Consider the following 24445-nt stretch of genomic DNA (forward strand, 5'->3'; position numbering starts at 1 on the left):
TTATAATTATTCTTTTAATTCTGTATTAATTAGCCTCACAATGGTGTCAATTTCCTTTAGCATATCTTGAAAATTAGATACGGATTCTTGTTCGGATATGCTCTTCCATCGATGTACTCCCTCATAGACGAAAAGTACCTCCCTCAAATTTTGATCTATCTTAAAAAAATCTTTCATTTTTGGCTGATGTTTAAGTCTTTCGATTAAGGTTGTGGACCCCAACAATGGGTTTAAATTTTGAATGATGGCGTTTTTACCTTCGTTTGTATAATTGGCTCTCATTATCGTAAGCTTTTGTTGACGTTTTAAATCGATTAATCGGTTTCTTATTTCTGAGGGAATTAAACTGATATCACCACTGTTTTGCAACGTTTCTATGGTACTGGAGTTGAAGGTAAATGAGGTGGATAAGACCGGAAGCTTAGAGATTTGCTTGTATGCTTCTTCAGGCATAAGCACAGAATCTTGATAATATGAATTGTTATAGGTTGCGAGATCATTTAAGTAGTTATCAAATTTTTCTATAATTTGATGTGCAAAACTGACGTCCTTGTTTAGGTCGTCCAATAATTGCACATAGTACTCTTGTGTTTTTGCTTCTAACTTTTTTACTTCGTTCCAATTATTGATTTGCAATGCAATCAATATTCCGATAACTACCAAAATGATTTCCCCAATGGCGTATTTAAAATAGCGCGAGGTTTTTGAGTTTTCCATGGATTTATAGCGTATATGGCGAAAGAATTTAATCATAGTGATTCTTTTTTTATGATCTCAAGTGTAGATTCAATTCTGCATTTTAATTCTTTTAGCCACGCTTTCTCTATCATAAATTTTGTGTAATATTTATGTAGCAATTGATACGTCTCCGGCTCTTTTAAATAGTCAATTAAGGCTTGCTCATTTAAAACCAATTCTGGATGCCCTAAAAGATTTGTTTCTGGATACGATACATTATGAAAGTTCTCTAACGAATTAAACCGAATGATCAAATGCGACCAATCTTCATCAAAATATGAGTTTGTAATATCTATAAATCTCAGATAATTCGTTACATAAGTCTCATAATCTGTAAGTGATGTGGTCATTTTTTCTGATAACAAACTGAATTTACCAGATGATTTTGCACCACTTATTCTCGAGTTATTTAATTTTGGAACTTCAATTATTAATACATTTGTAACATAGGATTTTAAACTATCTAATGGTTCATTTGTGCTTGAAGTAGCCGAAAAATTTAAGACCTTAATAAGGTTTTTATTTACATCATCTAAGCGCTTAATTCTATAGTTAAATTGATTTAAGTTTTCATTAAGTTCCTGTTTAATATTGGCAGTTAAGGCTAACCTTTCTTTATTTTGTTCATTGTTTATATTAAGATTATTAATCCAAAGCGCAATCAGAATACCAATCACCACAAGAATGATTTCTCCAATGGCGTATTTAAAGTAGCGCGCTGATTTTGAGTTTTCCATAACTATGTTTTGACGTATTTGGCGAAAAATTTTAATCATTTTCACTTTTTAAATTCAGATTCTATTTTACCTATTAAATCCTTAATCTCTTTGATACATACTTTTAGCGCCTGTATTGTATATTCATCATGGTATTTTTGATAACGAATTAAATTTAAAAACTCTTTGTTTTGAATAAGTTCATCATAGTTTAAGGGTTTAAAGGATACATAGAATGTAGATAAATTGCGGTCATAATCAGTAAAATAAAGTTTATAAACAGGATTAAATTGTTCAATACTTATTTTATTGTTTTTCTCTCCCAAATCATTAATAAATCCGTACCATCTATCGTATAGGTCGATAATAGATTTTCGTAAAGAATCGTTTGAAATATATTCAAAACCTCGAGATTTAAGATTTTCGAAACCGCCAGTATTTATGGTGAGTTGTGTGTTGTACTGCACATTGCCAAAATGTAAGTTAAGAGAATCATGATATGGTTGTCCGAGTTGAAGCACATCATTTATCAGATTATTTGAAGCTATTGTTCTAGTGTTCAGATATACGTCTTCCTCTAAAGACATTAGGTTTGTCTTTGAATCACTCAACAATTCCTTTAATATAGAAAGTTCAATAGCTTTACTTTTTCTATTCTCATTACAATTATTGATCTGAAGAGCAATCAGAATACCAATCACCACAAGAATGATTTCGCCTAAGGCATATTTAAAGTAACGACCTGTTTTTTCTGTTTCCATTAATTTAAATCTTATGTTTCTAAAAAACTTTATCATAGTTAACTATTAATGCCGGCGCGGCAGTCTGGTCTCTTCACTAAAATAGTCCACTGGTCTATTTATTAACGCTCGATTCTGCAAGATTTTTAGCATCATTAGAGGTTATTAAGTTCTTCATTAATCAATTGAATGAGCGTTTCTGCTTCTTTTTTAGTTTGTTTTGCAATAGCAATCCCAAGTGTCTTTCTGTCAATATTATGTCTTAAATTATTTCTGCCCAGATTCGATTCTGTTTTTTTAATGATGGCTTTTTTTCTTAGCTCCTCACTTTCTATGTATGGGAGGTTCATGTTTTTGGCAGATTTGTTATGGAGTAGGTTGATTTCGTAATCATTTGTAAGAAACCAAAAATCATCATCTCTAGTAGAACGCTCTTTATCATATTGCAAGTAGGTACTTAATCGATCTATCCCGTTTGAATAATAGTGGTTTATAGCATTATTCAATTCTTTGGAACCTAGGTTATCAGAGAGCCCTGAATTTTTTATTTTTTGATACGTTTGATCTACAAATTGATGCATTTCAAAAAGACTGGTGATACTGTAGACAATTGAATCTAAGGGCAAATCTTGATAGTTTTCATCTTTGAATATTAAGGTATTGGCTTCGACTTGACGCTCAAAGTTCCCAATGATTCTATCATATGCCAGAGTATCGCTATTTAAATCTATGACCATGCTATTTAAATAGTTTTTGACTTGGATGTTTTGTCTTCTATTTTCATTCCAATTGTTGATTTGCAGTGCAATGAGAATACCAATAACCACAAGGATGATTTCACCTATGGCATATTTAAGGTAGCGAGACGTTTTACCTTGGGAAATAAGGTTATGGCGGATACGCCTAAAAAATTTCAGCATTTACTTTCTGTCTTGAAAGCAGATGAGGTTGATGGTTGTAGATGAGTTTGGTAACTAATACGTATATAAATATAGTAATATGTTACAGAAGTCATTAGCCTTGTGCTCCATAATTAAACTTTAACTAAATTTACATTATGCAAGACGTCCTAGAAAATCTGCCAGAAAAAGCCCAAGAAAAACATAAGGAAAACAAGGCTTTTTTCGCCAAGCTAAAAAAGAAACCACCCAAGCAACTCGATTATATCATGCAAGAGTTGCACGAGGAAGAGTTTAAGCGTACCGATTGTCTTAACTGCGCCAACTGCTGTAAAACCACGGGGCCACTATTTACCGACAAGGACATTACGCGCATTGCAAAACACCTTAAAATGAAGCCCCAACAGTTTACGGAACAATTTTTGAGGGTAGACGAAGACAATGATTATGTGTTGCAGTCGGTGCCGTGTACGTTTTTGGGAGCCGATAATTACTGCTCTATTTATGAGGTAAGACCAAAGGCCTGTAGGGAGTTTCCGCATACGGACCGCAAGAAATTTCAACAGATTTCTAACCTTACCCTAAAAAATGTTGCTATTTGCCCTGCCACGTATAACATTGTAGAAGCTATGAAAAACCGAATTAAACTATAATCTATGCGACAATTTTTTGCGCTCTGCCTAATGCTTTGCTCTTATGTTAGTCTTGCCCAACAGCAATGGTATACCTCTTTGGAGTTTGCCAAAACCAAAGCCATTTTAGAAAATAAAATGATACTGATGATTTGGGAGGATGCTACCCAAATTCCCTATCCGGTATCAGTGGATAGTGATAATGGAGGAAGTGTTTTCGTTGAAAACCTGTTTGAAAGTAAAGCCCTTTACGACTTGCTTTACGCTAATTTTGTGCCTGTTATTGTGAGTGAGGATATCTATTCAGATTGGTATTTCAGCATTAAAGACAAACGCAGTTTTGATTATATGGCCCAATTCGACGACCAAAATTTTAAGGTGCTAGATGCCGTCGGAAACATCCTCAATACCAACGAACCCCTAAACATTTTTTTCGGCGACTATTTTAAACTTACCATGTTTATTGAGCGTTACGCCTTAAATACAGCTTTACTTAAACAGGAATTACTCAATTATAACGCAAAACCTGATTTTTACAGCGCCTATTTTTTGGCTGATAAGTATCTCGATTTTACGGTATTCAACCAAAAGAAGCTCCGAGGGGAATTGTTGAATTTATTTGATATTTATTTGAGCGAAGCGCGCTCCTTTATTTCCGAAACAGAAGACGCTAAGCTCTGGCAACGCTGTGAATTGTTAGAACTGAAAAAGGATTTGGTATTAAACCGCCCAGGTAAGGTATTACGCCAGCTTAAAAAAATGCAAGACCAAACAATCGATACCGAAAATGATGCATTTGTGGCCATGCTTTATTATATTTCGTACCGATTAAAAGGTGATGTTGATGAGGCTTCGCCTTATGAGTCTGGTTTAAACGGCCTCCAGAAAAAGGTAGCCAGCTCAATCATCAATATAAATACCAAATAGACTTGGAAACTATTTTTAATTATTTTGAAACCATTCCGTCTTCACACCGAAGCCTAATTTTGGTTGGAGGCATTACCTTCTTTTGGTTGTTGGAAGGTGCTGTGCCTTTAATTAAATTCAATTATAAAAAATGGCGCCATGCATTGCCGAATCTGTTCTTTACGGCGACGACAATCATCATCAATTTTGGTCTGGCGTTTCTACTTTTAGGTACAGCCGATTGGGTGGTAGCAAATGACTTTGGCCTTATTAATTGGTTGCCCGAAATGCCTTTGTGGTTATATGTATTCTTGGGCGTATTGTTTTTGGATTTCTTTGGCGCCTATTTGGCACATTTGGTGGAGCACAAAGTAAAACCATTATGGATGGTACATTTAGTCCATCATACAGACCATAAGGTGGATACTACAACGGCGAATAGGCATCATCCTATTGAGAGTGTCATTCGGTTTTCATTCACATTATTGGGTGTGTTTTTGGTGGGAACGCCGATTGCTATCGTTATGCTGTACCAAGCCATGTCATTGATATTTACGCAGTTTACCCATGCTAATATTAAAATGTCTAAGAAACTGGATAAGGCCATAAGCTATGTGTTAATTTCCCCAGACATGCACAAAATCCACCACCATTACCGATTGCCATATACGGACTCTAACTACGGAAATATCTTTTCGGTTTGGGACCGCCTTTTTGGGACGTACAGATATATGGAGCGCGAAGACATTGTCTATGGTGTCGATGTTTTTTTTGATGAAGACGCCAACGGTAAAATTGGGACGCTACTAAAGCAACCTTTCCAGAAATACAATCAACCGACGATGATGCCGGATGCCGAATAAATTCTGTGTTTTACTATTATTAGTGTTCATGAGCTGTCAAACTCAAATACATATTGACATCCAAGGCCACCGCGGTTGGCGAGGAAAATATCCCGAAAATTCAATGATTGGGTTTCAAAAAGCCATGGAGTTGGGCGTTACAACCCTTGAGTTGGATATTGGCGTTACCAAAGACCGCGAGATAATCATTTCCCACGAGCCGTTTATGAGTCGGAAGATTTGCCTAAATCCTCATGGCGAAGAGATTCCAGAAGAAATGGATATGGTCTACAACCTTTTCCAAATGTCTCATGATAGCATCAAGCAATTTGATTGTGGAACCAAATTCCATCCCGATTTCCCTAAGCAGGAAAAAGTGGACGTTTACAAGCCTTTACTTTCAGAATTGATGACCTTTATTCTTAAAGAAAACGCTTCCGTTAAACTGAATGTTGAAATAAAATCCAAACAAGGATACTACGGCATCTATACACCACACCCAAAAGACTACGTGGCTTTGGTTTTGGAGGAGATAGAGTCTTATAATTTTCAAAATAGAGTGACACTACAATCGTTTGATATCAATATCCTTGAAGAAATTAATAAGCAAGCCCCAAAGCTTCAAATCGCGCTATTGGTAGATGATAATGAGAAAATTCAAGCCAAATTAAAAGCACTATCTTTTTTGCCTTCCATTATCAGTCCGTATTATGAATTGCTGACTGCCTCAAACGTAACATCCCTTCAATCTTCAGGTTTTAAAGTTATTCCATGGACTGTAAATTCTGATGAGGCAATTCAAATTATGATAGACTTTCAGGTGGATGGTATTATTTCAGACCATCCTGAAAAAGTTTTTCAAGCTATAAGAGAGTAAGAATTCAGACAAATATTGCTGTTTAACCGATAATTACAACAGTTAATAGGGATAATGAGTATTGTTACTATTTATTCACCTTATATTACAAGTCGGATTAATTAATGACTGTTGAGTGAAACGAATGTAGAACTTGATAGTTTTTTAGTGAAAAAAATCACCCTCATTGTTACAGTGGTCATAGCAACCACGATAACCAGCCCTTTGTTTGCGCAGGTAAATTTTGCTAAGATTGATAAAAATAGAAATGTTCAGGCTTCTGGACTTTATCATGACCTTAACAAGACAAAGGATACTCTAGTCTTAAAGAGTGACCGAAAAATTAATTATGTGTACGCACTCAATGGTGGGACTTCTCCTGCAAAAGAATATTACATTGATAAACCAAGTTACAAGATTGCCCTGAACCAGTTTAAGAAGGGCAAGCACGTATTTGTCGCCGTTCAACAACCGCTCCAGATAGTATTTGTAGTCTATGTTTTAAAAGATATCCCAATCTTGACAACTGAAGTGAGAACTAATACTTCCAATCCAGTATTGGCGCATCAGGATAACCCCAAAACTTTATCGCCAGACGACTCTAATCGTAGATAACCTATTTAAGACTGAGTAATTGTATTCTACCAAGTTGCATTTCTTTATGTTCCACCAATTTATAGGATCTCAATTTTAAAAGATCCAACACCCTATCCCAAACGTAACTAATTGTACCCTCGGTTTAACTTATTTCATAAAACATTATGAAGTGATTTGCGTTATAAATTTACTTAAACCTACATATGATGAAAAACATTGCCCCGTGTTTTTTATTGATGGTCTGTTGTTGTTTGTCAACGACCATTAATGCACAATCTGAGTTTGCGAGTATTCGCAAAAACAAAAACTTTAGAGCTTCTGAACTCTTTCACGATTTAAACAAAACTAAGGATACCTTAGTTTTAAGAAGTTCGAAAAAAATCAATTACGCCTACGCTATTGATACCGAAAACAATTCCCAAAAAACTGAGTTTTATATTGATAGTAATTCCTTTAAGATTCCGTTGAATCAATTCGGAAAGGGAAAACACGTATTCGTAGCCGTGCAGCCCCCAAAGCAAATTGTTTTTGTGGTAAATGTGCTTCAGGAGTCATCAGAGATGAAGCTGAAACGTCTAAAATCGGCGCTCCAAGAACAAGGAACTGTAGTTGGTACGGACGAAGAGAACGACGATGATAATTGAGGTTTTTCCTAGTCGTAAATGAGATATTTGGCGCGGGTCTTTTTAAAGTCTTCCAAGTCTTTCTCCCAAGTTTTACGGATTTCAGCTTCTGTTTTACCGGCTTCTATCTGTTTTTGAAGTTTGGCTGTACCCGCATGTGTAGTGAAATTTTTCGTATTAAATACTTTCGATTTGTCCGTTGAATTTTGGTAAGCGTCGATCACATATTTTAGTGTGAATGCGCGTTCTGCTTTTACTTCAGATAAATCAACTCCGTAGGATAATTTACCATCGTGCTTGGGATATTTAGACCCAAAATTAGGCTGTGGCGTATAGCTGAATTCATAATAGCTCTTGTCCAAAAACGGCGCGCCATAACGCTGAAACTGAAACTCTGTGCCTCGTCCGGCATTGATGTTGGTCCCTTCAAATAAACCAAGGCTAGGGTAGAGTGTTATGGCTTGGTCATTCGGTAAGTTTGGCGATGGTCTTACAGAAAGACTATATCTCGATTCGTGTGTGTAATTTTCTAAAGTAACAATGCTAATATCACATTGAACACCATCAATCAACCAATTTTCGCCATTAATCATTTGGGCATATTCACCAATAGTCATTCCATGCACCAATGGAATAGGATGTTTTCCTAAAAAACTAGAATGTTCCTTTTCCAAAGTTGGCCCATCCACATAATTACCGTTGGGATTGGGGCGGTCCAAAATGATGAGCGGTATATTGTTTTCGGCACATGCTTCCATCACATAATGTAGGGTAGAAATGTATGTATAAAAACGAACGCCCACATCCTGAATATCAAAAACCACAGCATCCAATCCGTTCAGCTGTTCATCACTCGGTTTTTTGTGTTTGCCGTGAAGTGAATAAATCGGCAATCCTGTTTTAATATCTTTTCCGTCGCTGACCAATTCTCCCGCATCAGCTGTACCTCTAAAACCGTGCTCTGGCGCAAAAACACTGGCGACATTTACGGAGCGATTCTCATGCAAAAAATCTACCAAATGCACATCAACCATCTCGCTTCCCATGGTGCTCGCATCAATGGCTTTACGTTGTAAACGTTGCACTATTGAAGTTTGGTTGGCAACAATACCAATGGTTTTTCCGTTTAATAGTTTAAGATATTCGCTGGTTCTGTTCGCGCCGACGATGATGTCATTACTAGCTGTTTCTGGAGTGGTTTCGTTCACAGCCAAGGCTTCTGAAGTATCAGTTTCAGGTGTGTTGCCATCGACTTTATTTCCGCAGGACAACACTACCATTACCAAGAATAAAACTGTATTTTTGAACATCTTAAAAGCCATTTCAGGATTTGAATTTCGAGTTATTTATAGCTAAACGCATTATCGGTAACAAAACGTATAAAAGTAGCGTTTCGGCACCAATAATTAAAATCGGTATCACGGCAATCGCCATTGGTATTATCGTTATGCTTATTGCCATTGCTACAGGCTTTGGCCTGCAACAAAAAATCAGGGATAAGGTGTCGGCATTCAACGGTCATATCGTCATTGAAAATTATGATACCAATGCTTCGGACGAATCCCAAAACCCGATTTCCACGAAGCCCGATTTCCAAAAAAACGTAATAGCTATAGATGGTGTAAACCATGTGCAAGGTGTCGCTTCAAAATTCACGGTTATAAGAACTACAGAAGAGTTTGAAGGTGTTGTCATAAAGGGTGTAGGCAAGGATTACCGTTGGACTTATTTTGAAGAATTTTTAGTGGAAGGCCGATTGCCCAATTATTCTGAAGGTTTGAATAACGAAGTATTGGTCTCTACCTATTTAACCAACCGAATGAACCTTAAAGTTGGAGATTCTTTTGAAAGCCTTTTTGTCAATGGTGCAGATTTTGACCAATTACCAAGACAGCGGAAGTTTGAGATTGTCGGGGTGTATAATTCAGGATTTCAAGAGCTAGATGAAAAGTATGTTATTGCCGACATTCGACATATACAGCGTTTGAATAAATGGAAAAAAAACCAAGTGGGGAACTACGAAGTCTTCATTGACGACTTCCGTCAGCTGGAACAAAAAACCGTGGAAGTCCACGACACCGTAGACCGGAATCTGAAAGCCGTCTCAGTAAAAGAAAAATTCTACACGATTTTTGAATGGATTAAAATCTTCGATAATAATACCTATATCATCATCGCTATTATGATTTTGGTCGCTGGTATCAACATGATTACCGCCTTGCTCGTACTCATCTTAGAAAGGACCCAAATGATTGGGATTTTAAAAGCACTCGGTACGGACAATTGGAGCATTAGAAAAGTGTTTTTGTATAATGCCTCTTACTTAATCGGGTTGGGTCTGTTATGGGGAAATCTCATAGGCTTGGGATTGCTTTTGGCGCAGAAGTATTTTAAACTCTTCCCCCTAAATCCCGAAACCTATTACGTCACGGAAGCACCGGTTTACTTAGCCTGGGATTACATTATCGCTTTAAACGTCGGCACCTTCGTCATTGCCTTATTAATGCTTTTAATTCCGTCCGTAATTATCTCTATGATTTCGCCCGTGAAGGCGATACGCTTTGATTAGAAGCCCTAGAAGCCCCTCGGATAGCCTTAAGTCTTGCCTAATGTTTGCTAATATTTCCCGAAGGGGAACGGATTTTGGTTGTTTCTTTCTGAATGTATTATAAAATGTTCAGTTTCTCTACACTCTACACTCTACACTCTACACTCTACACTCTACACTCTACACTCTACACTCTACACTCTACACTCTACACTCTACACTCTAGACTCTACACTCTAGACTAACAACTAACGACTAACATCAAACTTTAAACCCCGAACTTTGAACATTGAACCACTTATCCGTACTTTTGCACCGCAATTTTGAAGCTATGGATTACAAAGAAAATATACTCGAAACCATTGGTAATACGCCTTTGGTAAAAATCAATCGTATCACTAAGGACTTACCTTGTTTGGTACTTGCCAAATACGAAACTTTTAACCCGGGCAATTCGGTTAAAGACCGTATGGCTTTGAAGATGATTGAAGACGCTGAAGCTGACGGACGCCTAAAACCAGGCGGAACGATAATCGAAGGTACTTCAGGAAACACGGGTATGGGACTAGCCTTAGCCGGAATTGTAAAAGGCTATAAGTGCATCTTTGTAATGGCGGATAAACAGTCCAAAGAAAAAATAGACATCCTTAAAGCCGTTGGTGCTGAGGTGGTGGTTTGCCCGACTAATGTAGAGCCTACTGACCCACGTTCGTATTATTCGGTATCGAAGCGTTTGGGCGAGGAAACGCCGAATTCGTGGTATGTCAACCAATACGATAACCCGAGTAATGCCAAAGCCCATTACGAAAGCACAGGCCCAGAAATCTGGAAACAGACTGATGGAAAAGTTACGCATTTCGTGGTTGGTGTTGGGACTGGAGGGACCATTTCGGGTGTTGGAAAATACTTAAAAGAGCAAAATCCTAATATCAAAGTCTGGGGTGTGGATACTTACGGTTCAGTCTTTAAAAAATATCATGAAACCGGCGAGTTTGATGAAAATGAAATCTATCCCTATGTTACCGAAGGCATTGGCGAAGACATCCTCCCGGAAAATGTAGACTTCTCAATTATCGATGGCTTTACCAAAGTAACCGATAAAGATGGCGCTGTTTATACACAACGTCTGAGTAAGGAAGAAGGCATGTTTTTGGGGAACTCCGCAGGCTCTGCGATTAAGGGTGTACTTCAATTAAAGGAGCATTTTAAACCTGAAGATGTCGTTGTGGTCTTATTCCATGACCATGGCAGTCGTTACGTTGGAAAGATGTACAACGACGATTGGATGCGTGAGATGGGCTACATCGAATAATTTTTTGCTCAAATTTGGTTTCCTTTTGTAATTTAGACTGCTATGCAAGAGGACTTTCTTCACTATATCTGGAAATACAAAAAATTCGATTTTCAAAATCTGAAAACGGTTGACGGCAAATCTGTTATCATCACTTCTTTTGGGCAACACAACCATGATGCAGGGCCCGATTTCTTCAATGCACAACTAAAAATCGATGGGCAAACATGGGCGGGTAATGTGGAGATTCATATAAAATCGTCAGACTGGTATGTGCATCGGCATGAAAAGGACAAAGCCTACGACAATGTTATCCTTCATGTCGTTTGGGAACATGATGCCGACATCTACAGAGCAGATAATTCAGTACTAGATACGCTGGAATTGAAACCCTATGTCAATCCTAAACTGCTGGCCGAATACGAAAAATTGATGTATCAATCCAACGCATGGATTAACTGCGAAAATGACTTTAATTCGATAGATAATTTCACTTTGGAAAACTGGTTAGAACGACTCTATTTGGAGCGTTTACAATGTAAGTCCGAAGACATCAACCAACTTTTGAAGAAAGCTCAAAACGATTGGGAGGCAGTACTATTTATAATGTTGGCAAGAGCTTTCGGATTGAAAGTCAATGGTTCTGCCTTTTTAAGTATGGCACAGTCAATACCGTTTTCAATAGTCCGGAAGGTGGCATCGGATGGTCAGGATTTGGAATCCTTATTTTTTGGACAATCCGGATTGCTTGACCTAGATTCTGAAGACGCTTATTTTAAAGATTTAAAAAAACGTTATTTCTACTTAAAGCAAAAGTTTCAATTTGAAAATGGAGCTGTAGAGTCTTCAAGATTTTTCAGGCTTCGTCCGCCAAATTTCCCGACGATTCGCTTAGCGCAATTAGCTACCTTATACACCCAGCAAAATCTGTTTTCAAAAGTCATTCAAACCAACACTTTAGACGATTTTTACAAGCTACTTTGTGTGACACCTTCAAACTATTGGCAAACGCATTACAATTTTGGGACGCCTTCCAAAGCTTCCAAAAAGAAAATGACCAAACCATTTGTAGACCTCTTGCTCATCAATGCCATCATTCCTTTAAAATTTAGTTATGCCAAGGCTAATGGTAAGACTATCGATTCAGAATTACTTGATGTCATCAGCGAAATTAAATTGGAGTCGAATTCCATCGTAGATAAATTCTTCGAATTAAAACCCATGAAAAAATCGGCATTGACCTCGCAGGCGCTCATTCAGCTTAAAAATAACTATTGCGATAAAAATAGATGCGTCTCTTGCGCTATTGGTAACCAATTAATCCTAGGAAATAATTAACTTGCCGTATGAAATTTTTCTACGAGCTCCTTTACTATTTTCAAAAGCGAGGTTATTATGTCTGTCAGCGTATTGCCGACCGTCTGGGAATTAGAGCCAAGATTGTTCGTACATCTTTTATGTACATCACTTTTGTGACCGTTGGCTTTGGATTTGCGCTCTATTTATTTTTAGCCTTTTGGATGCGTATTAAAGATATTATCTACACTAAACGAACGTCAGTTTTCGACCTATAATCTATGATAAATCCATTACTCGGTTTATTTCGTTCTAAAATATATATCGCATTTACGCTTTTGTTTTTGCTTCTGTTGGTTGGTGTTTTGGGGTTTCGGCTTATTGCAGATTACGCTTGGGTCGATGCTTTGTATATGACGGTTATTACCATTACCACGGTAGGCTATGGTGAAGTCGGTCCTCTAGACGCTAATGCTAAACTTTTTACGGTCGTCCTTATTTTGGGAAGCGTCGTTATAGTAGGTTATGCCATTTCGATTATTACCGAATATATTTTAAGTAAAAACAGTCTAGAAAATATTAAACAACGCCAAATGCAGAAAAAGATTGATAAACTCGAAAACCACATTATTATTTGTGGTTATGGCCGAAACGGAAAGCAGGCCGCTCGTAAATTGGCCGCTTACAAAAAGCCGTTTGTGGTCATTGAAAAGAACAAGGAAGTTGTGGAAAAAGTGAAAATCGATAACGTCAATTTTATAGTGGGTAATGCCAATGACGATGATGTTCTTAAAACTGCTGGTATTGAAAAAGCAAGTACCTTGATTTCGGCTATGCCAGATGATGCAGATAATTTATTCGTGGTTTTAAGCGCAAGACAGCTCAATAAAGATTTATGTATAATCAGTAGAGCTTCCGAAGAAACCTCATATAATAAACTAAAACTCGCCGGAGCTGACAATGTTATTCTCCCAGACCGTATTGGTGGCGATCATATGGCATCTTTGGTTGTGGTTCCAGACCTTATTGAGTTTATCGATAATTTGTCAATCGTCGGCGCAGGCAATATCAATATTGAAGAACTGGCCGTAGAGCAATTGTATGATGCGCAACGCAAAAAAACGATTCGGGATTTGGATCTAAGACAAATCAGTGGCTGTACCGTTATCGGTTTTAAAACGGCTGAGGGTGACTATATCGTCAATCCCGAGGCCAATACCAAGCTCGTTCCAGGATCTAAAGTAATTGTACTCGGACGACCAGAACAGATTGAAAAGCTAAATTCTGAATACGATATTGACCTTTAAAACCTAGATTTTAACGGTACTCACTTTAATAACTGAGAATTTTTTAGCATCTTGTCGACTTGAAATTTCATAACTAACTAATAACTAACTCATGAAGAAATATCTTCTATCAATAATTGCCCTAGCGGTTCCTTTTTTAAATTTTGCACAAGAAACCGAGGATGTTGGATTAGACCAAAAAATAGACCAAGCGTTTCAACCTGTTGCAGATTTTTTTACCAATGTTATTTTCTTCCCGATATACCAAGATGATGTGTATACTATACCATTTGTATTGGTCCTTTTGGTAGGTTCGGCATTATTTTTTACTATTTATTTTGGTTTTCCAAACATCAGATATTTTTGGACAGCGATCAATACGGTTCGTGGTAAATACGAAGACATTGAAAAGCACGGTGCGGCTGAATTATACGGAGAAGACGGTATAGCGCAAGGACAGGATTTGTCTAACGTTAATATTGAAGAGCATTTAGATAAAGTTGAAGAAAAATTAGCCAGTAATAATGATTTGGCTATCGATGGAGATATCGTAGATACCATTAGAGATGAAAGTTCTGATGGAGAGGTGTCTCACTTTCAAGCATTAGCTACTGCGGTTTCAGGAACTGTTGGTAACGGAAATATCGCGGGTGTAGCATTAGCCATTGCACTAGGTGGTCCTGGAGCTACATTTTGGATGATTGTTTGTGGTCTATTGGGGATGTCTACAAAATTTGTGGAATGTACCTTAGGTGTTCAGTATAGAGATGTTGGTGAAGACGGAACAGTTTACGGAGGTCCAATGTACTATATCAGTAAAGGATTAAAATCTAAAGGCTTTAAGACCTTTGGAAAAATCGCGGCAGGTATTTTTGCTGTGTTCTGTATTGGTGGTTCTTTTGGTGGTGGCAACGCGGCACAGTCTAATCAAGCGACTATAGTAATTAAAGAATTATTCAACTGGGAAAGTACTGCGGCCGGTGCCATTGTAGGTTTAGTGCTCGCTGCCTTAGTTGGAATTATTATAATCGGTGGTATTAAGCGTATCGCTCAAGTAACAGAAAAGGTTGTTCCTTTTATGGCTGTAATGTATGTGGCGGCGTGTTTGTATATTATCCTAAGTAACTTCAGTTTAATCGATGATGCTGTTGGTCTTATAGTAAGGGAAGCCTTTAACCCAACGGCCTTTGGTGTTGGTTCTTTAATCGGTGTTCTTTTAGTAGGTTTCCAACGTGCTGCATTCTCTAACGAAGCTGGTGCAGGTTCTGCATCTATTGCGCATTCAGCGGTGAAAACAAAATATTCAGCTTCTGAAGGTTTAGTTGCCTTATTAGAACCATTTATTGATACGGTATTGATTTGTACGATGACTGCTTTGGTTATCGTGATTTTCAATTTCGGAGGTTTCTTTGAGTATGGTGGTGACGGTTCTGGTGTTGTTTACATCGATGGACAACCATTAGAAGGTGCGGGAATTACCTCTGCGGCCTTTGCACAGTATATTCCAGGTTCACAGATTTTCTTAACTATAGCCGTGGTACTGTTCGCTGTGTCAACGATGATTTCATGGTCATACTACGGACTTCAGTCATGGAAGTTTTTATTCGGAAGAGGAAAAACAGCCGATTTAGTTTATAAATTGTTATTCTTAACTTTTGTGGTGATTGGAGCAGCAGCAAGTATGGGATCAATCTGGGCGTTCTCAGATGCAATGATTTTTGCAATGATCTTCCCTAACATGGTAGGGCTATTCTTCTTATACCCAGTAGTGAAGAAGCAATTAAAGCGTTATCTCGATGCCATTAAGTTAAAGGCTGACGCTATCGAAGATTAACACATAAGTTTTAAATATGAAATCCCACTACCAGTTTACAAAACAACAACGGAGTGGGATTTTTTTATTAGTACTACTCATCGTTGCGGTGTACGGGATTTACTTTTTTGTTGATTTTGATTCGAAACACCAGAGTTCTCAAAACGATTCTTCTGAATTAATCGCGTTTCAAAATGAAATCGATTCCTTGAAAAAGGTAGAATTGGAGAACCGCAAACCGAAGATTTATCCGTTTAATCCCAACTTTATTACGGATTACAAAGGGTATTCGCTGGGGATGAGTCAAGAAGAAATCAATCGACTATTGGCGTTTCGGGAGAAAGATCAGTGGATTAATTCTGTAGCGCAGTTTCAGACGGTCACTCAAGTTTCAGATTCATTGTTAAATAAAATATCGCCGTACTTTAAGTTTCCAAATTGGGTGACGAATCCTAAACCTCGTAATTCGTTTCAAAGCTATTCCAACTCGTATTCAAATTCACCGAAAACTTATGATCAAAAAATTGATCTTAATACAGCAACAGTAGAACAATTGAGAAAGGTTAACGGCATCGGTGAGGCACTTTCAAAACGTATTATTGATTACCGAAACAAATACAAAGGTGGTTTTATTGCGGATGTGCAATTGTCTGAAATTTGGGGGCTATCTCCTGAAGTCATTGAGCGGGTTCTGCAACAATTCACGGTAAAGACACCACGCCAAATTGAAACCTTCAATCTTAATACAGCGACCATAGACCAATTGGTTAGGATTCCGCATATCGATTATGAAATTGCAGGCAAAATTATTGAAGAGCGTACCTTAAGAGATGGCTTTAAAAGTCTTGATGACTTAACAAAAGTTGAAGATTTTCCGCTCAATAAAATCGAGATAATTAAGTTATATTTACAGCTCTAAAAAAAGCTATATATGTCTACCTTATATTTTACAGAAGAACATCACTTATTTAGGGAAAGTCTTCGGGATTTTTTACAAAAAGAAGTCGTCCCCCATATCGATAAATGGGAGGAAACGGGCCATATTGAGCGATTCATCTGGGTTAAATTTGGAGAGATGGGCTATTTTGGATTGACCTATCCTGAAGCTTACGGCGGACTGGATTTAGACCTGTTTTACATGGTCATTTGGTTAGAGGAAATGCAACGTATTAATTCGGGAGGTTTTGCAGCCGCTATGTGGGCACATGCTTATTTGGCGATGACGCATCTAAACAAAGAAGGCGATGAAGCCATAAAGCAAAAGTATCTAGTGCCAAGTATTTCCGGGGAAATGATAGGGTGTCTATGTATTACTGAACCTTTTGGCGGAAGTGATGTAGCAGGTATGAGAACCACAGCGGTAAAAGAAGGCGACAATTATGTCATTAATGGTTCAAAAACGTTTATTACTAACGGTGTTTATAGCGATTACTTGGTCGTTGCGGCGAAGACAAATCCTGAACTCGGTAATAAAGGCATCAGCATCTTTGTAATGGATCGTGACACTTCAGGTATTTCGGCTACAAAGCTAGATAAGTTGGGTTGGAGGGCTTCGGATACGGGTGAGATTGCATTTGATAATGTAAAGATTCCCGCTTCAAACTTAATGGGAGAGGAAAATCAAGGCTTTCCATACATCATGCAACACTTCGCATTAGAGCGTTTAATTATGGGTGTCAATGCACACGCCAGAGCAGAATACGCTTTAGAATATGCCAAGCAATATATGAGTGAACGAACAGCCTTCGGGAGAACGATAGATCGTTTTCAGGCCTTGCGTCACAGTTTTGCAGATTGTGAAACACAGACGGAGATTGTAAAGCAATTCAACTACTACGTCACCAAGCGATTAGATCAAGGGGATTATGTAGTGAAAGAAGCAACCATGTCTAAATTACAATCCACAAAAGTGGCGGACGACGTTATCTACCAATGCCTTCAATTTTTAGGTGGTTACGGTTATATGGAAGAATATCCTCTGGCACGAATGGCACGCGATAGTCGATTAGGGCCAATTGGCGGAGGTACTTCGGAGATTTTACGTGAAATCATTGCGAAGATGGTCATTGATAACAAGGACTACAAGCCAGCGACTTAAGAATTATTGATATGAAAGCCCCAAACTTCAAAATTTATTTTACTGGTCTAGCCTTGATTTGTGCATCCTTCGGATTTGCGCAACTAGAAATCAAAGGCAAGGTGGTAGACTTTATGAAGTTGTTGCCTTTAGACAATGCCAACGTTTATATTCAGAATACCACGATAGGAACCATCAGTAATACGGACGGAAAGTTTGTACTTCAAATTCCGCAGTCACTGGCGCAAGATACATTAGTGGTTTCATCCATTGGATTTAAAAGTTTTAAAGTAAGGGTAGCGGATTATGATGCCACCCAAGATATTTTTCTAGAAGAAGATGTAGCCTCTTTGGATGAAATCCTTCTTGTAGCAGAAACCAGACCCAAAACCGGAAACGATATTGTACTACGCGCCTTGGAGCGTTTGGAGGACAACCTTCCAGATTCTTCCTATGTTCAAAAAGGGTTTTTACGACATAAAGAACGAAACAGTAGGGAATTTAAATGGCTCATAGAAAGTGCCATCACGGTTTATGATTCGGGATATGCGTCGTCGAGTTCGGAGCATTTAAAAGTGAATGTGGACGAAGTTCGAAAAAGTTATGACCTTCGGGATTTAGATTCGGTCTTTGCCTACGTATCCTATAAAAACCGAAATGCTGGAAAAAGCCGATTGAAGATTACCGATGTCAATCGCCGGGATTTGCAAACTTCCGAATTGGTGAATGCTATACGCTGGAATGACACTCGGGTTAACGGCCTTCAGAATATCTTTCAAGGCAAATTGAATTTATTCAGAAATGCCAATGATAATAAAGCACTGTTTGGCGAAGATGTTTTACGGACCCATCAGTTTCAGTTAGATACTATTTTGGTGGATAACGACCGTAAAATTTATAAGATTAAGATTGAAGATAGCGAAGCGTTTGTCGGGCTGGATACTGAAGGCATGTACAATGAAGGCTACCACGCCAATGGTTGGCTCTATATCTATTACGATAATTATGCCATTAAACGGGTGGAGTATGATTTAACGGCCGCGTCCAAAGTTCAGAAGGAGCGTAGCAAGCGACTCTTCGGCACGCAGACCAATCATAAGTTGGTTATTAATTATATGGAGTTTGAAGACAAAATGTATCCTAACTATATTTATTACGAAACGCCAAAGCTCGTTAATGTCGGTCTGAAAGGAAAAGGTAAGATCACGGAAGCTGAGCGAAAGCGATATAATGAAAATGAACGCTACTACTACACCGTTCAAGAGATATTGTTTTCTGAAATAATATTGGATGATATTGTGATTCAAACCAAGCTTCAAGAGGAATGGGATATGGATATCTTTTCGCCTAAACCTTATAACGAAGCCTTCTGGAAAAACTATAATGTACTTCTAGAAAGTGATGAGGATGAAAAGCTTATTCAGGATTTAAGCAAACGCGCGACGCTTTTTAAAAATTAATTTTCAAAAACTTCAAATTAGGCTATTGTCAGATTCTGAATAGTTTATATATTTGCCGCTCAAAATTATAGCCCTGTCATTTTTATGGCTGCGGTGATCTAAAAGAGAGGAGGTTAAGACCTATGTTAAAGATTCAGGTAAAAGAAGGCGAAAATATAGAAAGAGCGTTAAAGCGTTACAAGCGTAAGTTTGATAAAACGGGAACACGCCGTGCATTGCAGACTAGAAAGCAGTTCACTAAACCTTCTATTGAGCGTAGAGCACAGTTGCAGAAAGCACAATATGTTCAAGGTTTAAGAGACGCAGAGCAAGAATAGATTTCCTATTTAAATAACAAAATCCCGACAGCACGTCGGGATTTTTTGTTTTTAGGTCATTACGAGAAACGCAGTGACGTGGTAATCTCATGAGCTAGAAAAAAATTAAGAGATTGCCACATCACCTTTGGACGTGATTCGCAATGACGTAGTTTGTGGATTGTAAAAATTTTAATTCAAATCGTCATAACGAGAATCCCGAAGTTTCGGGAGACGTGGTTATCTCATGGAACTAGTAAAAGATTAAAAGATTGCCACATTACGCTATGCGTAATTCGCAATGACGCACAATCAAAAATAACTTGAGATTACCTATATTAGTCTAATGACATTAGACGCATTTTTTGACTATCTCCTTTTAGAGAAAAACTATTCCCAGCATACCATAATAGCTTATGAAAATGATTTGGAAGGCTTCCAGCTATTTTTAAATGAGACCTATGATGGTGATGCCATTGCGGCAGTCAATTATGCACAGATCAGACAATGGATTGTCTTTCTAGTTGATGACGGTGTATCAAACCGAACGGTCAACCGAAAAGTGAGTGCGTTGAGTACTTACTTTAAATACCTCCAAAAAGTTGAAGCCCGAAAGGATAATCCACTTCAAAAACATCGTGCCCTAAAAGTAGAGAAAAAGGTGCAGATTCCTTTTTCTGAAGATGAACTCTCTAACACTATAAAACTTATTTCGCAAGAAGACGATTTTGAAGGCTTGCGTGACCGATTGATTGTAGAACTTTTCTATGCTACAGGAATCCGACGTATAGAATTGGTGGATCTAAAATTGAATGCTATCGACTATGGTAATAATACGTTAAAAGTCCTCGGTAAGCGAAATAAGGAACGTTTCATTCCGTTAATAGATACAGTGATGCAAACACTTAAAGCGTATTTGAATCATCGTAACCGGCTGGAAATCATTGTAGATAGCGATTATCTCTTTTTAACAAAAAAAGGTCTTAAAATTTACGAAATGCTTGTTTACAGAATTATAAATAAGTATTTTAGTAGAACGTCATCAAAGCTAAAATGTAGTCCTCACGTCTTAAGGCACTCTTTTGCGACTCATTTGCTGAATGGCGGTGCTGACTTAAACGCAGTAAAGGAACTTCTCGGGCATTCTAGTTTGGCAGCGACACAGGTGTATACACACAACAGTATAGCCGAATTAAAAAAAGTGTATGCCAAAGCGCATCCGAGAAACACAAAATAAAGTCTAACCTAAAACCAAAGACGTATGAAAGTAAACACGCAATCCGTCAACTTCGTAGCAGACCAAAAACTCATTAATTTTATTCAAAAGCGATTAGACAAGTTAGATTTATATTACGACAAGATTATACAATCAGATGTTTATTTAAAAGTTGAAAACACCAGCGAAAAGGCCAACAAAATTTTTGAAGCTAAAGTAAGTGTACCGGGTGATAGCTTTATCGTTAAAAAGCAATGCAAGAGTTTTGAAGAAGGCGCTGACAGTGCCGCCGCTTCTTTAGAAAGACAGTTGTTGAAACGTAAACAAAAGTTGCGCGCACATTAATCAAAAATTTTTCAAAATTATTTTGAATAAATAAATAAAACACTACATTTGCAGTCCGTTAGAAATAGCGGACTTTTTTATGCGTCATTTTTAGCATGAAAAAGGGCAGAAAAGCCGATGTAGCTCAGCTGGCTAGAGCAGCTGATTTGTAATCAGCAGGTCGTGGGTTCGAGTCCCTCCATCGGCTCTTAAATTTCGAAATAAAAGCGAAATAAAAAGTTCTTTAAAAGAATGGCATATCAATGAAAAAGCTGTATTTTTGCAGCCCATAAATTGATGGACGGGGAGATACTCAAGCGGCCAACGAGGACAGACTGTAACTCTGTTGTTTTTTAACTTCGCAGGTTCGAATCCTGCTCTCCCCACAAAAATTTTGAATGAACAGTTGTCAAAAGCTCGCTTTTGTAAAACTGTGTTTCAAAATTTTTTGTGAAGGGTTCCCCTTCACGGATGAACGAGCATAGCGAGTTAATCTTTTAAGTAATGAAAGGGTTGTTAGTCTAATGCAAGGTCATCCAAACTTGAAATATTGAATACCATTCAATTTTCAAATTAAAATCCGATCCATTTTGGAGTATGGAATTTAGTCTTTGGAATTTGATAAACGCGGGAGTAGCTCAGTTGGTAGAGCGTCAGCCTTCCAAGCTGAATGTCGCCGGTTCGAACCCGGTCTCCCGCTCAAAGTGGAATGTCGTCACGCTGAAAAGCGTGATCGCCCGCTCTATAATTTACGAGTTAAGAAGTGCGATTTCAGGATCGTAAATCACAAATCGGCAATCGTAAATGAAAAGCCGGTGTAGCTCAGGGGTAGAGCGTTTCCTTGGTAAGGAAGAGGTCACGAGTTCAAATCTCGTCATTGGCTCTATAAAGGAGCTAGAGGTCATCACGCAAAAAGCGTGGTCATTGGCTCAATTTTATTAAGGAGACTAAAATTGCAATTTCAGTTGCGATTTATAGCTCTATTTTTAGGTTATACCTATTTAACATTTGAACACTAATATAAATTAAGATTAAAATAAATTAAACATGGCAAAGGCAACTTTCGATCGTTCAAAACCACACTTAAACATTGGTACTATTGGACACGTAGATCACGGTAAAACAACTTTAACTGCTGCTATTACTAAAGTATTAGCTGATGCAGGTTTATCTGAAGCAAGATCATTCGATCAGATTGATAACGCACCAGAAGAAAAAGAAAGAGGTATTACAATTAATACTTCACACGTAGAATATGCAACAGCTAATCGTCACTACGCTCACGTTGACTGTCCAGGTCACGCGGATTACGTAAAGAACATGGTTACTGGTGCTGCTCAAATGGATGGTGCTATCTTAGTTGTTGCTGCAACAGATGGTCCTATGCCACAAACACGTGAACACATCCTTTTAGGACGTCAGGTAGGTATTCCTCGTATCGTTGTATTCATGAACAAAGTGGATATGGTTGATGATGAAGAATTATTAGAATTAGTAGAGATGGAGATCAGAGATCTTTTATCTTTCTATGAGTACGATGGTGATAACGGACCTGTAGTTGCTGGTTCTGCTTTAGGTGCACTTAATGGTGAGCAAAAGTGGGTTGATACAGTAATGAAGCTTATGGAAGAAGTTGATGCTTGGATTGAAGAGCCAGTTCGTGATATGGACAAGCCTTTCTTAATGCCAATCGAAGATGTATTCTCTATTACTGGTCGTGGTACTGTAGCAACTGGTCGTATTGAGACTGGTGTTGCTAACACAGGTGATCCAGTTGAGATCATTGGTATGGGTGCTGAGAAATTAACGTCTACTATTACTGGTATTGAGATGTTCCGTCAAATCCTTGATAGAGGTGAGGCAGGAGATAATGCAGGTATCTTATTAAGAGGTATTGAGAAAACTCAAATCTCTAGAGGTATGGTAATCACTAAGCCAGGTTCTGTAACACCACATGCTAAATTCAAAGCTGAGGTTTATATCCTTAAGAAAGAAGAAGGTGGTCGTCACACACCATTCCATAACAACTACCGTCCACAGTTCTACGTACGTACAACTGACGTAACAGGAAACATTGCGCTTCCTGATGGAGTTGAAATGGTTATGCCTGGTGATAACTTAACAATCACTGTTGATTTGATTCAGCCAATTGCAATGAACGTAGGTTTACGTTTCGCTATCCGTGAGGGTGGACGTACAGTTGGTGCTGGTCAGGTGACTGAAATTTTAGACTAATTATATAGTTAAATAATCAATTAAGGTGTTCCGATTTTTCGGGATACCTTGATTGTTATTTACGGGTTTAGCTCAGTTGGTAGAGCACTGGTCTCCAAAACCAGGTGTCGGGAGTTCGAGCCTCTCAACCCGTGCTAATTAAAATTAACGAGGCGAGAAGCCTGTCCCGAGCGAAGTCGAGGGGAGCATCTCAACCCGTGCGAGACAATAATTTTAAAGACTTAGGTCTTAAATAATATAAATACAGATGGCAGGATTAATTACATACGTTAAAGAATCATTCGACGAGTTAAAGAATAATGTAACGTGGACACCTTGGCCAGAAGCACAACGTTTAACCGTGCTTGTAGCCGTGTTCTCTATTATCTTCTCTTTAGCTATTTGGGGCGTAGATACGGTGTTCAGTAGAGCAATTCAGTATTATTTTTCTTTAATCAATTAATCTAAACAACGGTAATCAAACTTATGTCTGAAAAGAATTCAAATAAAAAATGGTACGTTGTTAGAGCTGTAAGTGGGCAGGAAAACAAAATCAAAAACTATATTGAGAATGAAATTTCTCGATTGGGTTTAGAAGATTATGTAGACCAAGTTTTAGTGCCTACTGAAAAAGTGATTCAGATTCGTAACGGAAAAAAAGTTAACAAAGAACGCGTTTATTTTCCGGGTTACATTATGATACAGGCTAACCTTAGTGGTGAGATTCCTCATATTATTAAGTCCATTACAAACGTAATTGGCTTTTTAGGGGAGACCAAAGGTGGAGATCCTGTGCCATTAAGACAATCTGAAGTCAATAGAATGTTAGGTAAAGTTGATGAGCTTGCGCTTGAGGCTGACTCTAACATTGCTATTCCGTTTACCATCGGAGAGACTGTAAAGGTCATCGATGGGCCATTTAATGGTTTTGATGGTACGATCGAAAAGATCAATGAAGAAAAGCGTAAGCTTGAAGTAATGGTTAAGATTTTCGGAAGAAAGACACCATTAGAGTTAAGCTATATGCAAGTTGAAAAAGTATAATAATTGTTACAATACATAGTGTTTACTCTAG

General features: G+C 38.0%; 26 protein-coding genes and 5 tRNA genes. 26 read left to right on the forward strand and 5 right to left on the reverse strand.

From position 1 onward, the window contains the following. Positions 1-6: 6 nt before the first annotated feature. From ACFOSX_RS07745 to ACFOSX_RS07760, 4 genes are all read right to left on the reverse strand, one after another. Positions 7-753: a DUF6090 family protein gene (locus ACFOSX_RS07745; protein WP_386098816.1), complete on the reverse strand. Its 747-nt coding sequence runs from the start codon at positions 751-753 to the stop codon at positions 7-9. Further along, complete coding sequence (locus tag ACFOSX_RS07750) at positions 750-1475, reverse strand: hypothetical protein (protein ID WP_386098819.1); 726 nt, start codon at positions 1473-1475, stop codon at positions 750-752. Before ACFOSX_RS07750 ends, ACFOSX_RS07745 begins: the two co-directional genes overlap by 4 nt. Before the next feature lie 41 nt (positions 1476-1516). After that, positions 1517-2215 (reverse strand): DUF6090 family protein, encoded by a 699-nt coding sequence (locus tag ACFOSX_RS07755; protein WP_386098822.1) that lies wholly within the window; start codon positions 2213-2215, stop codon positions 1517-1519. Between the two features lie 134 nt (positions 2216-2349). Beyond that, positions 2350-3114: a DUF6090 family protein gene (locus tag ACFOSX_RS07760; protein ID WP_386098825.1), complete on the reverse strand. Its 765-nt coding sequence runs from the start codon at positions 3112-3114 to the stop codon at positions 2350-2352. A gap of 137 nt (positions 3115-3251) precedes the next feature. On the opposite strand from ACFOSX_RS07760, the gene ACFOSX_RS07765 reads away from it, so the two are divergent. The 6 genes from ACFOSX_RS07765 to ACFOSX_RS07790 all read left to right on the forward strand — a co-directional run bounded on the left by ACFOSX_RS07765 (position 3252) and on the right by ACFOSX_RS07790 (position 7570). Then, a complete protein-coding gene (locus ACFOSX_RS07765) occupies positions 3252-3746 on the forward strand; it encodes a YkgJ family cysteine cluster protein (protein WP_386098828.1) in 495 nt (164 codons plus the stop codon). 3 nt (positions 3747-3749) lie between these two features. Continuing rightward, a complete protein-coding gene (locus ACFOSX_RS07770) occupies positions 3750-4652 on the forward strand; it encodes a hypothetical protein (protein ID WP_386098831.1) in 903 nt (300 codons plus the stop codon). Positions 4653-4654: 2 nt separating this feature from the next. Next, on the forward strand, positions 4655-5494 hold the full coding sequence (locus tag ACFOSX_RS07775) for a sterol desaturase family protein (protein WP_386098834.1): 840 nt from the start codon (positions 4655-4657) through the stop codon (positions 5492-5494). Between the two features lie 28 nt (positions 5495-5522). Beyond that, complete coding sequence (locus ACFOSX_RS07780; protein ID WP_386098837.1) at positions 5523-6350, forward strand: glycerophosphodiester phosphodiesterase family protein; 828 nt, start codon at positions 5523-5525, stop codon at positions 6348-6350. A gap of 147 nt (positions 6351-6497) precedes the next feature. Beyond that, positions 6498-6944, forward strand: a complete 447-nt coding sequence (locus ACFOSX_RS07785) for a hypothetical protein (protein WP_386098840.1) — start codon at positions 6498-6500, stop codon at positions 6942-6944. 188 nt (positions 6945-7132) lie between these two features. Further along, the gene (locus tag ACFOSX_RS07790) at positions 7133-7570 is read left to right on the forward strand and encodes a hypothetical protein (protein ID WP_386098843.1); all 438 of its coding nucleotides are present in this window, start codon (positions 7133-7135) and stop codon (positions 7568-7570) included. An 8-nt stretch (positions 7571-7578) separates the two neighbouring features. Here ACFOSX_RS07790 and ACFOSX_RS07795 read toward each other — a convergent pair whose 3' ends face one another. Beyond that, positions 7579-8859, reverse strand: coding sequence for an exo-beta-N-acetylmuramidase NamZ family protein (locus ACFOSX_RS07795; protein WP_386098846.1), 1281 nt, complete (start codon positions 8857-8859; stop codon positions 7579-7581). 20 nt (positions 8860-8879) lie between these two features. Here ACFOSX_RS07795 and ACFOSX_RS07800 point away from each other — a divergent pair, with 20 nt between their 5' ends. The 20 genes from ACFOSX_RS07800 (at position 8880) to nusG (ending at position 24414) form a co-directional block, all read left to right on the forward strand. Continuing rightward, positions 8880-10118: an ABC transporter permease gene (locus ACFOSX_RS07800; RefSeq protein ID WP_386098849.1), complete on the forward strand. Its 1239-nt coding sequence runs from the start codon at positions 8880-8882 to the stop codon at positions 10116-10118. A gap of 310 nt (positions 10119-10428) precedes the next feature. Next, positions 10429-11409: a PLP-dependent cysteine synthase family protein gene (locus tag ACFOSX_RS07805; RefSeq protein WP_386098852.1), complete on the forward strand. Its 981-nt coding sequence runs from the start codon at positions 10429-10431 to the stop codon at positions 11407-11409. A 42-nt stretch (positions 11410-11451) separates the two neighbouring features. Next, entirely contained in the window at positions 11452-12726 is a 1275-nt protein-coding gene (locus ACFOSX_RS07810) for a DUF2851 family protein (protein ID WP_386098855.1), read from the forward strand. An 8-nt stretch (positions 12727-12734) separates the two neighbouring features. Then, the gene (locus tag ACFOSX_RS07815; RefSeq protein WP_386098858.1) at positions 12735-12962 is read left to right on the forward strand and encodes a PspC domain-containing protein; all 228 of its coding nucleotides are present in this window, start codon (positions 12735-12737) and stop codon (positions 12960-12962) included. A 3-nt stretch (positions 12963-12965) separates the two neighbouring features. Beyond that, positions 12966-13991, forward strand: a complete 1026-nt coding sequence (locus ACFOSX_RS07820) for a potassium channel family protein (RefSeq protein ID WP_386098861.1) — start codon at positions 12966-12968, stop codon at positions 13989-13991. A 91-nt stretch (positions 13992-14082) separates the two neighbouring features. After that, positions 14083-15804, forward strand: coding sequence for an alanine/glycine:cation symporter family protein (locus tag ACFOSX_RS07825; protein ID WP_386098864.1), 1722 nt, complete (start codon positions 14083-14085; stop codon positions 15802-15804). Between the two features lie 16 nt (positions 15805-15820). Then, the gene (locus tag ACFOSX_RS07830; protein WP_386098867.1) at positions 15821-16702 is read left to right on the forward strand and encodes a ComEA family DNA-binding protein; all 882 of its coding nucleotides are present in this window, start codon (positions 15821-15823) and stop codon (positions 16700-16702) included. A gap of 12 nt (positions 16703-16714) precedes the next feature. Then, the gene (locus ACFOSX_RS07835; RefSeq protein WP_386098870.1) at positions 16715-17881 is read left to right on the forward strand and encodes an acyl-CoA dehydrogenase family protein; all 1167 of its coding nucleotides are present in this window, start codon (positions 16715-16717) and stop codon (positions 17879-17881) included. A gap of 11 nt (positions 17882-17892) precedes the next feature. Then, positions 17893-19320, forward strand: a complete 1428-nt coding sequence (locus tag ACFOSX_RS07840) for a carboxypeptidase-like regulatory domain-containing protein (protein ID WP_386098873.1) — start codon at positions 17893-17895, stop codon at positions 19318-19320. A 122-nt stretch (positions 19321-19442) separates the two neighbouring features. Beyond that, positions 19443-19637 carry a 30S ribosomal protein S21 gene (gene rpsU / locus ACFOSX_RS07845; RefSeq protein WP_386098876.1) on the forward strand — a complete coding sequence of 65 codons (195 nt, stop codon included), beginning with the start codon at positions 19443-19445 and terminating at the stop codon, positions 19635-19637. Positions 19638-19962: 325 nt separating this feature from the next. Then, entirely contained in the window at positions 19963-20853 is an 891-nt protein-coding gene (locus ACFOSX_RS07850; protein ID WP_386098879.1) for a tyrosine-type recombinase/integrase, read from the forward strand. 24 nt (positions 20854-20877) lie between these two features. Continuing rightward, complete coding sequence (gene hpf, locus ACFOSX_RS07855) at positions 20878-21177, forward strand: ribosome hibernation-promoting factor, HPF/YfiA family (RefSeq protein ID WP_386098882.1); 300 nt, start codon at positions 20878-20880, stop codon at positions 21175-21177. 113 nt (positions 21178-21290) lie between these two features. Next, positions 21291-21364 (forward strand) — tRNA-Thr (locus ACFOSX_RS07860). Between the two features lie 95 nt (positions 21365-21459). Continuing rightward, positions 21460-21542: transfer RNA gene (locus ACFOSX_RS07865), tRNA-Tyr, on the forward strand. A gap of 241 nt (positions 21543-21783) precedes the next feature. Continuing rightward, positions 21784-21856, forward strand: a tRNA-Gly gene (locus ACFOSX_RS07870). A 111-nt stretch (positions 21857-21967) separates the two neighbouring features. After that, a tRNA-Thr gene (locus ACFOSX_RS07875) sits at positions 21968-22039 on the forward strand. Between the two features lie 164 nt (positions 22040-22203). Further along, positions 22204-23391 (forward strand): elongation factor Tu, encoded by a 1188-nt coding sequence (tuf, locus tag ACFOSX_RS07880; protein ID WP_386098885.1) that lies wholly within the window; start codon positions 22204-22206, stop codon positions 23389-23391. 61 nt (positions 23392-23452) lie between these two features. After that, positions 23453-23525 (forward strand) — tRNA-Trp (locus ACFOSX_RS07885). Between the two features lie 113 nt (positions 23526-23638). Continuing rightward, a complete protein-coding gene (secE, locus tag ACFOSX_RS07890) occupies positions 23639-23833 on the forward strand; it encodes a preprotein translocase subunit SecE (RefSeq protein ID WP_386098888.1) in 195 nt (64 codons plus the stop codon). Positions 23834-23856: 23 nt separating this feature from the next. Then, entirely contained in the window at positions 23857-24414 is a 558-nt protein-coding gene (nusG, locus tag ACFOSX_RS07895) for a transcription termination/antitermination protein NusG (protein ID WP_386098891.1), read from the forward strand. Positions 24415-24445: the final 31 nt, after the last annotated feature.

This window comes from Winogradskyella maritima (assembly GCF_042650215.1).
In the GTDB taxonomy this organism is placed as follows: domain Bacteria; phylum Bacteroidota; class Bacteroidia; order Flavobacteriales; family Flavobacteriaceae; genus Winogradskyella; species Winogradskyella maritima.

Bases quoted from the DNA above. Each gene is read 5' to 3' on its own strand.
- nusG (WP_386098891.1), top strand. From the start codon at position 23,857: ATGTCTGAAAAGAATTCAAATAAAAAATGGTACGTTGTTAGAGCTGTA.
- ACFOSX_RS07815 (WP_386098858.1), top strand. From the start codon at position 12,735: ATGAAATTTTTCTACGAGCTCCTTTACTATTTTCAAAAGCGAGGTTAT.
- ACFOSX_RS07850 (WP_386098879.1), top strand. From the start codon at position 19,963: ATGACATTAGACGCATTTTTTGACTATCTCCTTTTAGAGAAAAACTAT.
- ACFOSX_RS07820 (WP_386098861.1), top strand. From the start codon at position 12,966: ATGATAAATCCATTACTCGGTTTATTTCGTTCTAAAATATATATCGCA.
- ACFOSX_RS07770 (WP_386098831.1), top strand. From the start codon at position 3,750: ATGCGACAATTTTTTGCGCTCTGCCTAATGCTTTGCTCTTATGTTAGT.
- ACFOSX_RS07750 (WP_386098819.1), bottom strand. From the start codon at position 1,475: ATGGAAAACTCAAAATCAGCGCGCTACTTTAAATACGCCATTGGAGAA.
- ACFOSX_RS07790 (WP_386098843.1), top strand. From the start codon at position 7,133: ATGAAAAACATTGCCCCGTGTTTTTTATTGATGGTCTGTTGTTGTTTG.
- ACFOSX_RS07760 (WP_386098825.1), bottom strand. From the start codon at position 3,114: ATGCTGAAATTTTTTAGGCGTATCCGCCATAACCTTATTTCCCAAGGT.
- ACFOSX_RS07745 (WP_386098816.1), bottom strand. From the start codon at position 753: ATGATTAAATTCTTTCGCCATATACGCTATAAATCCATGGAAAACTCA.
- hpf (WP_386098882.1), top strand. From the start codon at position 20,878: ATGAAAGTAAACACGCAATCCGTCAACTTCGTAGCAGACCAAAAACTC.
- ACFOSX_RS07780 (WP_386098837.1), top strand. From the start codon at position 5,523: ATGAGCTGTCAAACTCAAATACATATTGACATCCAAGGCCACCGCGGT.
- ACFOSX_RS07810 (WP_386098855.1), top strand. From the start codon at position 11,452: ATGCAAGAGGACTTTCTTCACTATATCTGGAAATACAAAAAATTCGAT.
- tuf (WP_386098885.1), top strand. From the start codon at position 22,204: ATGGCAAAGGCAACTTTCGATCGTTCAAAACCACACTTAAACATTGGT.
- ACFOSX_RS07805 (WP_386098852.1), top strand. From the start codon at position 10,429: ATGGATTACAAAGAAAATATACTCGAAACCATTGGTAATACGCCTTTG.
- secE (WP_386098888.1), top strand. From the start codon at position 23,639: ATGGCAGGATTAATTACATACGTTAAAGAATCATTCGACGAGTTAAAG.
- rpsU (WP_386098876.1), top strand. From the start codon at position 19,443: ATGTTAAAGATTCAGGTAAAAGAAGGCGAAAATATAGAAAGAGCGTTA.
- ACFOSX_RS07795 (WP_386098846.1), bottom strand. From the start codon at position 8,859: ATGTTCAAAAATACAGTTTTATTCTTGGTAATGGTAGTGTTGTCCTGC.
- ACFOSX_RS07765 (WP_386098828.1), top strand. From the start codon at position 3,252: ATGCAAGACGTCCTAGAAAATCTGCCAGAAAAAGCCCAAGAAAAACAT.
- ACFOSX_RS07755 (WP_386098822.1), bottom strand. From the start codon at position 2,215: ATGGAAACAGAAAAAACAGGTCGTTACTTTAAATATGCCTTAGGCGAA.
- ACFOSX_RS07830 (WP_386098867.1), top strand. From the start codon at position 15,821: ATGAAATCCCACTACCAGTTTACAAAACAACAACGGAGTGGGATTTTT.
- ACFOSX_RS07835 (WP_386098870.1), top strand. From the start codon at position 16,715: ATGTCTACCTTATATTTTACAGAAGAACATCACTTATTTAGGGAAAGT.
- ACFOSX_RS07825 (WP_386098864.1), top strand. From the start codon at position 14,083: ATGAAGAAATATCTTCTATCAATAATTGCCCTAGCGGTTCCTTTTTTA.
- ACFOSX_RS07840 (WP_386098873.1), top strand. From the start codon at position 17,893: ATGAAAGCCCCAAACTTCAAAATTTATTTTACTGGTCTAGCCTTGATT.